This is a genomic window from Aeromonas sp. S9(2024) (genome assembly GCF_041403185.1).
Classification (GTDB): Bacteria; Pseudomonadota; Gammaproteobacteria; order Enterobacterales; family Aeromonadaceae; genus Aeromonas; species Aeromonas enteropelogenes.
The window spans coordinates 218,633-233,988 of record NZ_JBGLRE010000001.1 but is presented as its reverse complement, the minus strand read 5'-3'; the positions used below and the strand labels follow the sequence as shown (position 1 = coordinate 233,988).

The window sequence follows — 15,356 nt, the reverse complement described above, 5'->3', positions numbered from 1 at the left end:
CGGGTCTTCTGAATGATGGTGGAGGGAGAAGGATTCGAACCTTCGAAGGCAGAGCCGTCAGATTTACAGTCTGATCCCTTTGGCCGCTCGGGAACCCCTCCACGGGGTATTGCAAACAGATTGTGGCACTTGAAATGGTGGAGGGAGAAGGATTCGAACCTTCGAAGGCAGAGCCGTCAGATTTACAGTCTGATCCCTTTGGCCACTCGGGAACCCCTCCACAAGTGCGAGGCGCATACTAACAGATCTTCCGCTTTTGTGAACCCCCAAGCGGGATTTTTCCATTAAAAGAATCGGATTGATGGCCGATAAGAAGTGAAATCGCCATTTTCAAGAGTTATGCCATGCTATCCCGCTCAATCCGTGATCACCTGCTCGTCGATGAGGGCCAGTTGGGGCAACGCCTCAACCTGGATCTGCAGCATGGCGATCGGGCGGATTTTCGGCTGCACCTGGCGTTGCTCACCGATTCGGTGGAGGAGCAGCCCTGGTTTGATGCCAAGCCGGCCGCCGCGCCGGATGAGCGGGACTGGCGGGCCCATTTCGGGTTGCGCCCGGCAGAAGCCTTGATGGCAGAAGAGGCGACCCGCGACAGCAGTGCCCTCAACGAGCGGTTGCAGCAGGGGGGCAGCATGGTGGATGTGCGGCTGTGGCTGGCATTGCAGCCACAGCCACTGGTGGCAAAGCAACCGCTGCTGGATGAGGCGGTCTACGACAACCTGACGCCACTCGGGCGCGAGCGGCTGCGGGGAGCACTTGCGGATGAGCCTCGTCAGGAAGATCCGCTGGTGCTGTTGCCTGTGCTGGATCGCCTGCAGCAGGGAATCGATACCCGGCTCCACTGGCTCAGTTGAGCGAGACGGGTTGCACGAAGGGCGGTTCGAGTCGCCCATGTCGGTAAGCGAATGCGGGTATGCAGCAGGCATACAAAAGGCGGGATATCCCGCCTTTGTGTTGAGTGACTGAGTTAACCTTGCCGGGAGTTATGCGTCGGCTTCATCCGGTTGTGGCATCTCCTTGCGTGTGCCATTGGCGCGACGGGCGATCGGCTTTTCGGTGTGGCGGTTGATTTGACGCTCCAGTTTTTGTCCCAGTTCATTGATGGCGGCGTAGAGATCCTCATGCTCTGACTGGGCAAACAGCTTGCCGTTGGGGATGCCAGCAGTGGCTTCGACGATAAACATCAGACGCTCTTTGGACACAATCACATGGGGTGTGATGAGAGGCACCTGAAGACGCTCGAGCTTGTCAAAACGGGATTCGATGCGCTCGCGGATAGCCGGGGTGATGTCGATGATTTTGCTGGTAATTTCGATTTTCATATTGGCCCCCTTCGGGTCGTCTTGCTTGTGTCTTCACCTTCAGATTACTCATCGGTGGCATTGAAAATGTGATATTGGTCACAAAATCTCCTGCCATGTATTTAGCGATTTGTAAATTGTGAGCTTTTCCGGTTTCGTGCCAAAAATAGCTTGAGCTCCTTGAAACTGGCAGGCAGTATGACGGGAATAGGATCGTTTCTGTCCCTTCTTGGCAGCACCTTGTGTCGACTTCTTGTCCGGTTCGCCCGGTTTTCCCCGCTCGATACTGCATGTTAGCCCCCTCTCTGTATTGTCTTTGAACTCATGAGTCGATGTGGGGAGTGGTTGTGCCCGTTCTGCCTGGACATCAAACGTGAGCGATTGTTGTGTTGGAGTTGTAGATGAAGCAGCAAGCCACTCAAATCATGTGGTTTTATGATCGGCAGCATGATCAGTGGAGCCTCTCCGATCAGGGCGCCTACCAGCAGTGGCAGGGGGAGGGGAAACACCCCTGGGCAGGTTGCCTGCAGCCGGAAGATGAAGCGGGCTTTGCCGATTTTTTGGCGCGTCTGCATCAATCCACCTTGCCGGAACAGTTCATCGGCCATCTCAAGGATGAACGGGGCCTGTTCAGTCACGTGATCTGGAGTGGGCAATACGTTCCCAGCCAGCAGTTGTGCTGCGGCTGGTTGGCGCCCCTTGACGGGATGAGCGCGGCGGCCGAATCACTCAATCTCGCCCAGCCATTGCAGACCTCATTGCTGACCCGCCTGGCGCAGGCGCTTTCTGCCTGTACCGGTACCGATTTTTTCAACACCCTGGTCAACCAGCTGACTCACATCCTCAAGGTGGATGCCGTCTGGGTGGGTGAGCTGAGCGGGGTGGACAGGATCAAGGTGCTGGCTGCCGACGGGCTGGATATCCGGGATTACCCCCTGGCGGGCACCCCGTGCCAACAGCTCTATCGGCAGGGAACCAGCTGTCAGGTGAACCTGGATGAGCTGAGCGAATGCCAGACCCCCTCCCGACCCGGACAGCGCTATTATGGCCAGCCGCTGTGCGATAGCCGGGGCCAGCTGCTGGGGCATCTGGCCCTGCTCTACTCCGCTCCCGCTGACATCGCAAACCTCGACTCCGTGCTCAACACCTTCTCGGTACGCATGGTGGCCGAGTTGGAGCGGCTGCAATCCGATGCCCAGATGCGGCTCTCCGCCGTGGCCTTTGAAACCCACGAGGGGATCATCATCACGGATCCCGGTTTCAAGGTGCTGCGGGTCAATCACGCCTTCAGCCAGATCACCGGTTTTGACAGCCAGGCCGTGCTGGGCCTGCATCTGGAAGAGGATCTCTGGCCCACCATGGGAAAACCGGGCTACGAGCTCAATACCCTGAGCCGCTGGCAGGGGGAGACCCAGCGGCGCCATGCCGATGGCCACGTCTATCCCCAGTGGGAAATCGTGACGCCGGTGCAGGATGAGAAGGGGGAGATCAGCCACTTCGTCATCTGCTTCGAGGATATCTCGGAGCGCAAGGCGGCCGAGCTGCGGATCCAGGATCTGGCCTATTACGACGAGCTGACCGGTTTGCCGAATCGGCGCCAGTTGCACGAAACCTTGGTGCAGACCTTCAACGAGGCCAGTCGCAATGGGTTGATCGGGGCTCTGCTGTTTATCGATCTCGATCACTTCAAGACTATCAACGACTCCCTCGGCCACGCCACCGGTGACTGGCTGCTCAAGGAGGTGGCGACACGTCTCAAACGGCTGGTGCGCCAGGGGGACTGCCTCGCTCGCCTCGGTGGCGACGAGTTCGTGCTGCTGCTGCCTTCCCTCTCAGCCAGCCCGCCCCAGGCCGAGATGCAGGCCGACATCATCGCCGAGCGCCTCATCACCGAGATTGCCTCCCCTTACAGCCATGGCGGGCAGGTATTGCATATCGGCGCCAGCGTCGGCATCACCCTGTTTCCGGATCGGGAACAGGGGGTCGACGATCTGCTCAAACAGGCGGATACCGCCATGTATCAGGCCAAGTCTGCCGGCCGCAAGACGCGGCGCTTCTTCGATGCCTCCATGCAGCATCAGGCGGATCGGCGCTTGCTCATCCACAACGAGCTGCGCAACGCCCTGAACAAGAACGAGCTGACCCTCTATTATCAGCCGCAGCACCTGGTGGATGGCGGTGATCTCATCGGCATTGAAGCCCTGATCCGCTGGCAGCCGCCGGGCCGGGCCCTGGTCTCGCCCGCCGAGTTCATCCCCATTGCCGAGGAGACGGATCTCATCGTCGACATCGGCAATTGGGTGTTGCATGAGGCGTGTGTCCAGTACGTGTTGTGGGAGGAGAGTGGCATCCACATTCCCCAGATCTCGGTCAATGTGAGCGCCAAGCAGTTTCACGCCACCGATTTCGTCGAGCGGATCCACGATGTGCTGGCACAAACCGGCATGGATCCGGCCTGCCTCAACCTGGAGATCACCGAGTCGGTGGTGCTGGGCCATGCCGAGGACACCATTAGCAAGATGGCGGAGCTCAAGGCCCTTGGCATCAGCTTTGCCATCGACGATTTTGGTGCCGGCTACTCGTCCCTGAGCTATCTCAAGCGGCTGCCCGCCGACGAGCTCAAGATCGACCGCTCCTTCATCCAGGACATTCCGCGGGATGGGGACAACATGGCCATTGTCGAGGCGGTGATCGCCATGGCGCGTCACATGGGGTTCAACGTGACGGCGGAAGGGGTGGAGTCGCGCCAGCAGCTTGAGTTTCTCAAGGCGCAGGGGTGCAGCTTCTACCAGGGCTACCTTGCCTCCAAGCCGTTGCCAGTGCCTTATCTGGAGAAATATGTGCAACGGCTGGCCAAACCCGAGTACCAGCGCGACGTCCACCTGGCCTGCGCGGAAAAATAGTCGTCATCCCCGCTTTCGCACCGCCCGGCTGCGGGTAGAATGGGCATTTCCGGATCCACCGCCTGCGGGCGGTGGCGTGCTTCCCAATGGAGATGTTCAGTGAAAGCTGTGTGGGGAATTCTCTTAACGACACTGTTTGCGCCAGGGATCATGGCCCAGACCCAGGATCAGAGTCTGTATCGCCAGGCCTATGATGCCGTGCGGGCCAACGATCAGGCCCGTTTTCAGCAGCTTCGCGCTCGCTTGACCCATTATCCTCTGCTGCCCTATCTCGATTACTTCCAGCTCGCCTTTCGGCCCGGGGCGGCCGATTATCAGGATGTGACCCGTTTCATCCGCCAGCATGGGGATACCCCCCAGTCCAACCGGCTGGAGCGTACCTATCTGACCTATCTGGCCCAGAGCCAGCAGTGGTCGCAGTTCCTGCGCTTCTACCCGGCCAAGCCCAAATCGACCGACCTGCTCTGCATGCACTATCAGGCGCTCTATTACACCGGCAAGACCAGGGAGGCGTTGCAGGGGGCGGGCAAGATGTGGATGAGCGGGCAATCCCGTCCCGATGCCTGTGATCCGCTGTTCACCCTCTGGCAGGGGGCTGGTCTGCGAACCCAGGACAAGATCTGGCAGCGGATGACGATGGCCTTCGAGGCGGCAAATCCCAACCTGATCCGCCATCTGGGGGCCTCCCTCGGTACCGGCCTGCAGGGGTATGGCAACCAGATGGTGACCCTGTTCGAGCAGCCGGCCAAGGCGATGAATCCCACCTACTTCAGCAACAACCCTTACTCCAGAAAGTTGTTGTCGCTGGGGCTGACCCGCTATGCCAACCAGCAGCCGGAGGCTGTGCTGCGCCAGCTCGACCTGTTTCGCAGCCGCTTTGGCCTGAGCCAAGACGAGATCACGCCGGTGGAGCGGGCTATCGCCCGCCGCCTGCTGCTGGATCGTTCGAGGAGCGAGCGCCAGTGGCTGGACAACACGGTCAGGTTGCTGGCCGATCCGGACATCACCGAATTGCGAGCCAGGCTCGCCATCTGGGAAGAGGATTGGCGCGGTCTCTCCGGCTGGGTGAAAATGATACCGATGGCACGCCAGAAGGAGGATCGCTGGCGCTACTGGATGGCCCGCTCGCTGGAGGTACAAGGGCAGCAGAAGCAGGCCCGTGACCTCTACCTGGAGACCGCCAATCTGCGTGGTTTCTACGGGTTTATGGCCGCCCAGCGCACTGGCGCCCCCTACCGGATGAAGAACCAGACGGTGCCGCATGTACCGGACTGGCGCAGCGCGAGCCGGCGTTGGCCCTTCCTGCTTCGGGTGCAGGAGCTCCTGGCCATGAACGAGGTGGCGGCTGCCCGTTCGGAGTGGATCCACAACATGGATCGCAACCCGGTGGCCCAGCGCATCGAATTTGGCCACATCGCCCTCAATCGGGGCTGGCATGATCTGGCGATCCTCGCCAGCATCCGTGCCGAGGCCTGGGATGCCCTCGAGTTGCGCTTCCCCAAACCCTACAAGCAGACCTTCAGTCAGGTGGCCCGCGAGCGGGCGGTCAACATGAGCCTGCTCTACGCCATCTCCCGCCAGGAGAGCGCCCTCTACCCGCGGGCACAATCGCCGGTGGGGGCGAGGGGCCTGATGCAGCTGATGCCGGCGACCGCGAAAGAGACTGCCGGCAAGATTGGGGTACCCTATCGCAGTGAGCAGCAACTGTTTGATCCTGCCATGAATATCCGTTTGGGCAGCGCCTATCTCAAACGCCTGCTGGATGTCTATGACGGCAACCGGATCCTGGCGGCGGCGGCTTACAACGCAGGCCCCGGCCGGGTGAAGCGCTGGCGTGAGCAGAGTGCCGACAAGCCGATGGATGTCTGGGTCGAAAGCATCCCCTACCGGGAGACGCGCAACTATGTGCAGAACGTGTTGTCGTTCGATCTCATCTATCAGCACAAGTTTCAGCAGCCGCTGCGGTTCATGTCCGATCGCGAACTCAAGCACGGCTATTGAATGCGGGGGCCGCTGGCCCCTGCCTGTTACCCGGCGCCGGGTATCACGGCGCAAGAATTTGTTACCAAAGGAAACCTGTCAGGTGACCTGGCTCCGGGAATCGGATCCGCGAGCAGGATATACTGGGCCGTCGGTACCGACAGGTTCCCCACAATAAAGGAATGGATAGTGGCAACGATTAAAGACGTTTCTCAGCTGGCAAATGTGTCCATCTCAACCGTCTCCCGGGTGATCAACAACACGGCACAGGTCGCGCCGGAAAAGCGCGAGGCCGTGCTGGCTGCGATGAAGGAACTCAATTTTCGTCCCAACAGCTTTGCCCAGGCCCTGGTCAGCAAGCGCTCCAACTGCATCGGCGTGCTGGTCGGCGATCTCTGTGGCGGCCCCTTCTTCGCCCAGATGATGCGAGGCATCGAAGCCATGGTCGATCGGGCCAACAAGTTCACCATAGTGATGTCAGGCAACCATGACATCACTCGCGAGCGTCATGCCATCCAGGCACTGCTGCAGCGCCAGTGTGACGCCCTGATCCTGCACAGCAAGGCGCTCCCCGATGAGGAGCTGAGCGAGCTGGCGGCAGGATCCACCCCTGTGGTCTTTATCAACCGCCAGGTGCCGGGAGCCGAAGATCGCTGCGTCTGGCTCGACAACCAGGCCGGTATCACCACGGCGTGCCAGCATCTGCTGGAGGCCGGCCACCGCAAGATCGCCTTTATCACCTCGGACGATGAAGAGTTCGTCGACGGTCAACAGCGCATGGCGGGCTACACCCAGACCCTGGCCCAGGCCGGTATCGCACTGGAACCGGCCTTGATCGGCCGTGGCTTTGCCGATGAGAACGGCGGTTATGTGGCGATGAACGAGCTGCTCTCCCGCGGGGTTGAATTTACCGCCGTGCTTGGCTTCAACGATGCCATGGTGGCGGGAGCCATCTCCTGTCTGCTGGAGCGGGGTTACAAGATCCCGCAGCAGATCTCGGTGGTGGGGTTCGACGATATTCCTTACGCCCGCTACATCTATCCCAAGCTCACTACGGTGCGTTATCCCATTGAGGAGATGGGGAGCCGTGCCGCCGAGCTGGCCCTTCGCCTGCTCGATCACAAGCCGGCCGACGGTCTGGCACTCAAGTTTGAAGCCAGGCTGGTGGAGCGCGAGTCCGTCGCCTGACGCCCGCCAAAGAGAGTAAAAATGTGGCCCCGTCGGGGCCATATTGCGCTCTGGTACTGTATCTGGAATGCTGCCGTTTTATCTCAACTTGCCAGCGCAATCCGCCGCCGGCGTCTTGCCTCCACCCCTTCGGCCAGCGTGTCGAGCAGTACCAGGGTCTGTTCCCAGCCGATGCAGGCGTCGGTGATCGACTGGCCGTAGCACAGTGGCTGGCCACCCTTGATCTCCTGACGCCCTTCACACAGGAAACTCTCCACCATCACGGCAACGATCCCCTGGTTACCAACTGCCAGCTGATTGGCCAGATCCTGTGCCACCCGCAGTTGACGAAGATGTTGCTTCTGGCTGTTGCCGTGGCTGCAATCGACCATCAGCCGGGGAGCAAGGTGGTGTCGTTGCAACAGTAAACAGGCTTGTTCCACGGCATCATGTTGATAGTTAGGTTGGCGGCCGCCACGCAGGATCAGGTGGCAATCCTTGTTGCCGTGGCTACGAACCAGTGTCATGCGCCCCTCACCATCCGGTTGGGTGTAGAGGTGGGCTGCCCGACTGGCAAGGATCGCCTCCACGGCGACCTGGACATTGCCATCGGTACCATTCTTGAAACCGATGGGGCAAGGGAGCGCAGATGCCAGCTGGCGGTGGAACTGGGATTCGGTGGTGCGCGCTCCGATGGCTCCCCAGCTGATAAGGTCCCCCAGATAGAGCATGCTGGTGAGATCGAGAAACTCGGTAGCGCAAGCAAGGCCCACTTCTCCCAGCTCCAGCAGCAGAGCGCGCGCCTGGTGCAATCCCTCCGCCAGTCGGTCACTACCATCGAGGCAGGGATCGAAGATAAATCCCTTCCAGCCGAGGGTGGTACGTGGTTTTTCGAAATAAGTGCGCATCACCAGCAGCAGTTGATCGCCGTAGCGTGTCTGCAGCTCGACCAGCCGAGCGCCATAGTCGCGGGCGGCGATCGGATCGTGAATGGAGCAGGGGCCAATCACCAGTAGCAGGCGATCCTCCATGCCTTGCAGGATCTGGCTGGCATGGTGGCGGTGGCAGCCGATCCGGTGGGCAAGCCGGGTGGGGCAGGGGAGCGTCGCCAGCAACTCGCCCGGAGTGGGGAGAGTGGCAAGTGGCGATGCGTTCAGTAGTGAGGGGAACATGAAAGATCCTCGAACAGAGTGAAAATCTGCATGCTCATTGCTATCCAGTGGGACTTGTCCCTTGTTGTCGTAAATTGCGGCACGGGAAGGTTCCCGTGCCGCGTGGAGGGCCGGTTCAGAAACGGGCCGAGCCGCTGATGTAATAGCTGCGGCCCGGTTCCACGTTTTGGAAGAGGGCATCTTTCTCTTGCAGACGGACATCGGTCAGGTTGGTGATGCCGACTCGCAGATCAAAGTTGTTGGTTACCTTGAAGCCGGTGCCAAGATCGAACGTCTGGTAGCTGGGCAACTTATGCAGCACAGTTGCCTTGTTGACGGTCTGCTCCGCAAACTGGGTGCCCGTGTAGGTCGTGCCTACGAAGGCATTCACCCGCTCGGTGGCTTGCCAGGTGAGCCTGGCGTTGGCCTTGTGCTCCGGGCGCTCGGGCAGGGGCTGGCCTTGTTCCCCTTCCGCCTTGAGGTAGGTGTAGTTGGCATTGAGGCTGAGATCCTCGAACAGATCGAGGCGACCGGTCAGCTCCAGTCCCTTGGTCGTGGCCTTATCCAGGTTGTACCAGGTACGATCTTTGGAGTTGGGTATCTGCTTGAAGGTCAGCATGTCTTCTATGTCGGAGTAGAAGAGGGTGGCGCTGGTTTCCCAGATACCTTCCCCTGCGATGATCCCCAGCTCGTAGTTGGTGCTGGTCTCGGGTTTGACCTTGTCGCTGCCGTAGATGAGGCAGCTGCCACCGCAGCTCTCGATGCTGTAACCCTTGGAGTATTGATGCGGAGCCGGCGCCTTGAAGGCCTGGCTGACGCCGCCCTTGACGGTCACCAGGTCGCTCAGCTCATAGACCAGATAACCGCGTGGCGTGAAGTGGCCGCCATAGATCTCGTGGTGATCGTAACGCCCCCCGAGGGTCAAGGTCAGGCTATCGGTCAGGCCGATCTCGTCCTGGGCAAACAGCGCCTCCTGGGCGTGACTCTCCCTGCCGCCGATATCCTTGTAGCTCACCGTATCCACCAGCTCCCGGTCGAGATATTCGCCGCCGAAGGTCAGATAGTGATTGGCCAGCATCAGATTGGTGTAACCCTTGAGAGTCAGGGTGTTCTCCTCCAGCTCGCGCTGCTGGGGGGCTGAGTAGCTGGTGTTGAAGTCGTCGATCCGGGAGCTTTCGTAATTGGCCATGACGGTGGTGTCACCCCAGCTCCAGTTTCCCTTGTGAGTCAGGCCAAACAGATTGCGGTCGTTCTGCTGCTGGCGACTGTGCACCTTGTTGCCTGTTTTGCGGAAAATGTCGAGGGGCCGTTCGTCCTGGTTGTAGAGATAGTCGAGTTCGAAGCGTTGTTGCTCATCCACCAGCCAGCTCAGGGTGGACGCGAAGTTGCGCGTCTGTTTGGCTTCGATGAGGGGAATGCCGTCGGTTGCCTCTGTGGGTGTCCAGGCCTGGCGATCATAGACTTCGCCGTTCATCCGGATCAGCAGGTTGTCGGTGAGCGGGCCGGTAAAGCCCAGGTTGGTTCTGTGCTGCTCGCCGCCATCCTTGCCTTCTATGGCCTTGAAGTCGGCATCCGCCGCCCCCTGCCACTGCGTGCCTGGCTGCTTGGTGATGATGTTGATGACACCGCCGATGGCGTCGGAACCGTAGAGCGCTGACATGGGGCCGCGGATCACCTCGACCCGCTCGATCATGCCAAGGGGAACCGGAGTGTTGTCGAAGTTGCCGCCGCGCCACAGGGCATTGGAGGAGGAGAGGCGTTTGCCATCCACCAGTACGAGCGTGTACTTGCCCGACATGCCGCGAATGCCGATATCGCTGCGACCATTGGTATCGGTTTCGGCCTGGATACCCACCTCGTGACGCAGCAGATCCGAGAGATCGTTTACCGGTGCCGCCTTAATCTGTTCGGCGGTGATGACAGAGATGGAAGCTGGTGCCGAGCGGGTGTTGTGTGCCGTGGTGGTGACGGTGATCACCTCGTCGGCTTGGGGCGTGCTATTGGCGGCTGTGGCTTGCTGGGTCAGCAAGGCCACTATGGTGGTGGCCAGTAGCGTGGGGGTGACAAAACGGGAGGCTGAGGATTTCATTATTTATATTTTCCATAACATTCAAATGATAAGCATTATCATTATCAAATTGCTTTTGCCTCGTTCGCAACTCTTTTTTTAGCTTTCTTTCAAAGATTCATACGCTCCCCTTTTTGACAGAAAAGAAGTTAATGATATTGATTATCATTTGTATTGATCCCAGTTTTGCTCCTTGCTAGGATGCCGCTCACCTTGTTGCCAAGCGAGTCGAATGACGGGCTTGTCAGCATCAGGCAGAGATTCATTCCAAGGAGTAGCACCCTCATGTGTGACTATGTACAGGAAGAAGAGTGGCCCGCCACTGTGGCTGATCTGGACAGAGCCTGCTGTTTTGCCAGTGGTGAGCGGGTACTGCTCACCTCGGGCATTCACGACAGCTTCACTGGCATCGCACCGGGTCAGTTGCTGAGCCATTTGCGTCAGCTGCGCCGACAGGGCATGACCAATCCCGTCGCGATTGGCGCCATCCCCTTCGACCCCCGAGCCCCCTGGCATCTGGTGATCCCGGAACAGTGGCAATGGATTGCACGGGAGCGCCTGTTGCCCAGCTGCCACTGCCAGTTGCACGGCATGGTGCGTGAGGTGACCGATGCGGCTCACTATCAGGGGGCAGTGCGAGAGGCCCTGCAGCAATTCAGCGAAGGCCAGCTTGAGAAGATAGTGCTTTCGCGAGCCATTGATGTGCAGAGCGCGCAGCGTACTGCCCCTTCGCAAGCCTATGGCAGCCTGCTGGCCCAGAATCCCGGGGCCTATGTGTTTCAGGTTCCGCTTCCCGAGGGGGAGACTCTGCTGGGCGCCAGCCCGGAGTTGCTGATCTCGTGCAATGACATGACTGTGGTGAGTAACCCGTTGGCAGGCTCCCGTCCCCGCCACGCTTTTTGCGAACAACAGGCAGCCTGCGCCGATCTGCTGCAGGCACGCAAGGATCGCTATGAGCATGCGCTGGTGGCCGATGCGGTCGCGGCCGCGCTCTCTCCCTTCTGTCGCGAACTCGAGGTGCCGGTTGAGCCGCAGGTGATCGCCACGTCCACCATGTGGCACCTCTCGACCCGGATCGAGGGACGGTTGCGCGAGCCATCTACCGCGCTGGAGTTGGCACTGGCGCTCCATCCCACCCCGGCAGTATGTGGTACTCCCCAGGAGGAAGCCCGCCAGGCCATCGCCCGGCTGGAAGGATATGATCGTCACTTCTACAGTGGCGCAGTGGGGTGGATGGATGCCGATGGCAATGGCGAGTGGGTGGTCACTATTCGCTGCGGCATGCTGGCCGGGAAGACGTTGCGTCTCTATGCCGGCGCCGGGGTGGTGGTAGGTTCCTCGCCCGAGGCGGAGTGGCAGGAGACGGCCGCCAAACTCGGCACCATGCTGCGTGCCTTTGGCCTCGAGAGCCGTGAGCCGGAGGTGGCTGCATGAAGCCGCTGGTCCCCTTTACTCCCTGGCCCGCAGAACGCGCAGCCCACTATCGGGCGCAAGGGTGGTGGCGCGGTCAGCCGCTTACCGCCCTACTGGATGAGTCTGCAGAACGTTATCCCGATCGCACAGCCCTCATCTGCGGCGAGCGTATCCTGAGTTATGGCCAGCTGCGTTGTGAGGTCGATGCATTGGCGGTGCGGCTGGCCGCCCGCGGGCTCGGTCACGGCGATACCGCGCTGGTGCAGTTGCCCAACTGCGCCGAATTCTATATCTGCTGGTTTGCCTTGATCCGCTGTGGCGTGGTGGCGGTACATGCCCTCTTCAGCCATCAGCGGCGCGAGCTGGTCGCCTTTGCTCGCCAGATTGATCCCTCGCTGCTGGTACTGAGCCCTGTTCATCCGGGTTTTGCGGGAGAGGCGGGCAGCCTGGCAGCCCTCGAAGCGCTGGTACAGCCATCCTGCCAGACGCTGCTCTTCGAGCCTGTAGACGGGGAGGCGTCAGCGCAAGGGTTTGCATGGCGTGGGCCGGAACCCGTTCCTGTTGCAGATCATCCGGCACTTGTTGCAGTGGCGCACCCTGTGCCGACCCCGGCCGATCAGGTTGCCTTTTTCCAGCTCTCCGGTGGCAGCACAGGCACTCCCAAGCTGATCCCCCGTACTCACGACGACTACGGCTACAGCGTGCGCCAGAGTGTAGCGGTCTGCGGCTGGGACGAGCGGGTCATTTATCTCTGTGCCCTGCCTGCCCCTCATAACTTTGCCCTGAGCTCTCCCGGAGCGCTCGGCGTTTTTCATGCCGGCGGCTGTGTAGTGATGGCGCCGGAGCCTTCACCGGCAACCTGTCTGCCACTGGTACAGCGTTACCGGGTCAACTGGGCCGCACTGGTACCCCCCGCCCTTGTGCTCTGGCTGGAGGCGGCAGGCCATTATCCGCAAACGTCCCTTGAGTGGGTGCAGGTGGGGGGCGCGCGCCTGAGTCCTGCGCATGCCGAGTCGATAGAAAACCGTCTGGGTTGTCGCTTGCAGCAGGTATTCGGCATGGCGGAGGGGCTGGTCAACTACACCCGCGCCGAGGATGACCACTGGCATCTCGTCAACACCCAGGGACGTCCGATGAGCCCGGGAGACGAGGTGGAGGTGCGTGACAGCAACGGGCGCACCTTGCCCGATGGCGAGTGCGGTGAGCTGTGGACGCGCGGACCCTACACCTTCCGTGGTTACTACAAGGCCGAGGCCCACAATCTGCGGGCCTTCGATCGGGATGGCTTCTACTGCACCGGCGATCTGGTCTGCCGCTTGCCCGGCGGCCATTTGATGGTGGTCGGCCGCAACAAGGATCAGATCAACCGGGGTGGGGAGAAGATCGACGCCCTTGAGATAGAGGAGCTACTGCTCACTCATCCCGACGTGCGGCAATCGGCGCTGGTGGCCATGCCCGATCCGCTGCTGGGGGAGCGCAGTTGTGCCTTTCTGATGAGCCGAGAGTCCCTCAATTTGCCCCGTTTGCGTCGTTTCCTGCGAGAGCAGGGGGTGGCGGATTACAAGTTGCCAGATCGCCTGGTGCTGGTGGATGAACTGCCCCAGACCCCGGTTGGCAAGATAGACAAACAGAAGCTGCGCGAGCAGCTTGCCAAGGAGTGTGCATGACCATTCAAGCCCTTGATGCCTACCCGCTACCCACCGCAGAAGAACTGCCCGCCGCACGGGTCAACTGGCCCTTCGAACCGGGCCGCGCCGTGCTGCTGATCCACGACATGCAGCGTTACTTTGTCGACTTCTACGGGCCGGACAACCCGCTTATCAACCAGGTCGTCGACAATATCGTGCTCCTGAGCCGCCAGGCCCGGGCTCTCGGCATGCCGGTGGTCTATACCGCCCAGCCCGCCGAGCAGAGTCCGGCTGATCGCGCCCTGCTAAGCGACATGTGGGGGCCGGGTTTGACCCGCTCGCCGGAACGCCAGCCCATTGTCGCGGCGCTGACGCCACAGCCGCAGGATACTGTGCTGACCAAGTGGCGCTACAGTGCTTTTTGCCGCTCCCCCCTTGCTGATCTGATGGCTGGATGGGGGCGGGATCAGCTGGTGATCTGCGGTATCTACGGCCACATCGGGGTGATGCAGACGGCGGTCGATGCTTTTATGCGCGACATACGCCCCTTCCTGGTGGCCGACGCCATCGCCGACTTCTCTCGCGAGGATCATCTGCTGGCTCTCTCTTATGTCAGCCGCAATGCCGGTCGGGTGCTCACGGTGGCAGAGGTGCTGGAGGCTGCAAACCCCGTTCCGCTTAGCCGTGCGCTGTTGCAGGCGCAGGTATTGGCCCGTTTGCCAGCAGAGATGCAGCAGACGCTGCCGGCAGAGGATGAGAACCTGCTCGACTACGGCCTCGATTCTCTGGCGGTGATGGGATTGGTGGAGGAGTGGCGCCAGCGTGGCCTGGAGGTTGAACTCGCCGAACTTGCTCGTCAACCGACGCTGGCTCACTGGTGGTCGCTGCTCTCCCGTCACGCCGAACAGCCGGAGTGCACCCCATGAGCGAATGGCAAGGCAAAATCGTCTGGGTGACCGGCGCAGCGCAAGGAATAGGCCATGCCGTGGCGCGCACCTTTGCCGAGGTGGGGGCGAGCGTGGTGGTGCTCGATCTTCAGTTGGTCGAGGCGCTGCCCGGCAATGTGAAGGGGGTGGTGATCGATGTGAGCGACAGCGAGGCCATCGTCCGCTGCTGCGAGCAGTTGCTCGAAGAGGGGCTGGGGCCCGATGTGCTGGTCAATGTTGCCGGCGTGCTGGCCACCGGCAGGCTCGACGAAGTGGATGACGTCCTGCTGGCGCGCACCTTTGCCGTCAACACCTTTGCCCCCTTCTACCTGATGCGGACTCTGGCCCCCTGGTTTCGCACGCGACGAGGCGGTGCCATCGTCAATGTCTCCTCCAATGCAGCCAAGGTGCCGCGAGCGGGGATGGGGGTCTATGGTGCTTCCAAGGCTGCATTGACCAGCCTCACTCTGACGGCGGGGCTTGAGCTCGCCCCCTACGGGGTGCGTTGCAATCTGGTGTCACCGGGGTCGACCCAGACGCCGATGTTGTGGGGCATGTGGCAGGACGGGGAGGGGGAGCGGAGAACCATCGCCGGGCTCCCCGAACAGTTCAAGCTGGGGATCCCCCTTGGCAAGCTGGCCACACCGGCCGACGTGGCGGCCTGCGTTCTCTTTCTCGCCTCCGATGCTGCCAGCCATGTCACTCTGCAGGATCTGGTGGTCGATGGCGGCGCCACTCTGGGCGTCTAGCCCCGCATCTTCAGATGTCGCGGGTATCGCCCTTTTCTTACATTGAGGAGGCTCTGCTTCCTCGCTTTTC

The 15,356-nt window shown here is 60.9% G+C and carries 11 protein-coding genes and 2 tRNA genes; 8 read left to right on the top strand and 5 right to left on the bottom strand.

Annotated elements, in window-relative coordinates; translation table 11 throughout:
• Nucleotides 1-16 precede the first annotated feature (16 nt).
• Together ACB028_RS01010 and ACB028_RS01005 are read right to left on the bottom strand one after the other, a co-directional pair.
• Nucleotides 17-101 (bottom strand) — tRNA-Tyr (locus ACB028_RS01010).
• A gap of 34 nt (nucleotides 102-135) precedes the next feature.
• Nucleotides 136-220 (bottom strand) — tRNA-Tyr (locus tag ACB028_RS01005).
• 124 nt (nucleotides 221-344) lie between these two features.
• On the opposite strand from ACB028_RS01005, the gene ACB028_RS01000 reads away from it, so the two are divergent.
• Nucleotides 345-854: a VC2046/SO_2500 family protein gene (locus tag ACB028_RS01000; RefSeq protein ID WP_371143270.1), complete on the top strand. Its 510-nt coding sequence runs from the start codon at nucleotides 345-347 to the stop codon at nucleotides 852-854.
• Between the two features lie 129 nt (nucleotides 855-983).
• Here the strand turns inward: ACB028_RS01000 and hpf are convergent, their stop codons facing one another.
• A complete protein-coding gene (gene hpf, locus ACB028_RS00995; protein WP_371143269.1) occupies nucleotides 984-1,322 on the bottom strand; it encodes a ribosome hibernation-promoting factor, HPF/YfiA family in 339 nt (112 codons plus the stop codon).
• Between the two features lie 380 nt (nucleotides 1,323-1,702).
• Here hpf and ACB028_RS00990 point away from each other — a divergent pair, with 380 nt between their 5' ends.
• The 3 genes from ACB028_RS00990 to ACB028_RS00980 all read left to right on the top strand — a co-directional run bounded on the left by ACB028_RS00990 (nucleotide 1,703) and on the right by ACB028_RS00980 (nucleotide 7,372).
• Entirely contained in the window at nucleotides 1,703-4,204 is a 2,502-nt protein-coding gene (locus tag ACB028_RS00990) for a putative bifunctional diguanylate cyclase/phosphodiesterase (RefSeq protein WP_371143268.1), read from the top strand.
• Nucleotides 4,205-4,303: 99 nt separating this feature from the next.
• A complete protein-coding gene (locus tag ACB028_RS00985; RefSeq protein ID WP_371143267.1) occupies nucleotides 4,304-6,205 on the top strand; it encodes a transglycosylase SLT domain-containing protein in 1,902 nt (633 codons plus the stop codon).
• 168 nt (nucleotides 6,206-6,373) lie between these two features.
• Nucleotides 6,374-7,372 carry a LacI family DNA-binding transcriptional regulator gene (locus ACB028_RS00980; protein WP_201940169.1) on the top strand — a complete coding sequence of 333 codons (999 nt, stop codon included), beginning with the start codon at nucleotides 6,374-6,376 and terminating at the stop codon, nucleotides 7,370-7,372.
• Nucleotides 7,373-7,455: 83 nt separating this feature from the next.
• Here ACB028_RS00980 and ACB028_RS00975 read toward each other — a convergent pair whose 3' ends face one another.
• The gene (locus tag ACB028_RS00975; RefSeq protein WP_371143266.1) at nucleotides 7,456-8,523 is read right to left on the bottom strand and encodes a 3-deoxy-7-phosphoheptulonate synthase; all 1,068 of its coding nucleotides are present in this window, start codon (nucleotides 8,521-8,523) and stop codon (nucleotides 7,456-7,458) included.
• A gap of 115 nt (nucleotides 8,524-8,638) precedes the next feature.
• On the bottom strand, nucleotides 8,639-10,591 hold the full coding sequence (locus tag ACB028_RS00970) for a TonB-dependent receptor domain-containing protein (RefSeq protein WP_042072001.1): 1,953 nt from the start codon (nucleotides 10,589-10,591) through the stop codon (nucleotides 8,639-8,641).
• A 264-nt stretch (nucleotides 10,592-10,855) separates the two neighbouring features.
• Here ACB028_RS00970 and ACB028_RS00965 point away from each other — a divergent pair, with 264 nt between their 5' ends.
• The 4 genes from ACB028_RS00965 to dhbA are packed head-to-tail and all read left to right on the top strand — an operon-like array spanning nucleotide 10,856 to nucleotide 15,286.
• Nucleotides 10,856-12,004, top strand: a complete 1,149-nt coding sequence (locus ACB028_RS00965; RefSeq protein ID WP_371143265.1) for an isochorismate synthase MenF — start codon at nucleotides 10,856-10,858, stop codon at nucleotides 12,002-12,004.
• Entirely contained in the window at nucleotides 12,001-13,650 is a 1,650-nt protein-coding gene (locus tag ACB028_RS00960; RefSeq protein ID WP_371143264.1) for a (2,3-dihydroxybenzoyl)adenylate synthase, read from the top strand. The genes ACB028_RS00965 and ACB028_RS00960 overlap by 4 nt, the downstream gene beginning before the upstream one ends.
• The gene (locus ACB028_RS00955) at nucleotides 13,647-14,537 is read left to right on the top strand and encodes an isochorismatase family protein (RefSeq protein ID WP_371143263.1); all 891 of its coding nucleotides are present in this window, start codon (nucleotides 13,647-13,649) and stop codon (nucleotides 14,535-14,537) included. Before ACB028_RS00960 ends, ACB028_RS00955 begins: the two co-directional genes overlap by 4 nt.
• Nucleotides 14,534-15,286, top strand: coding sequence for a 2,3-dihydro-2,3-dihydroxybenzoate dehydrogenase (dhbA, locus tag ACB028_RS00950; RefSeq protein ID WP_371143262.1), 753 nt, complete (start codon nucleotides 14,534-14,536; stop codon nucleotides 15,284-15,286). The genes ACB028_RS00955 and dhbA overlap by 4 nt, the downstream gene beginning before the upstream one ends.
• Nucleotides 15,287-15,356: the final 70 nt, after the last annotated feature.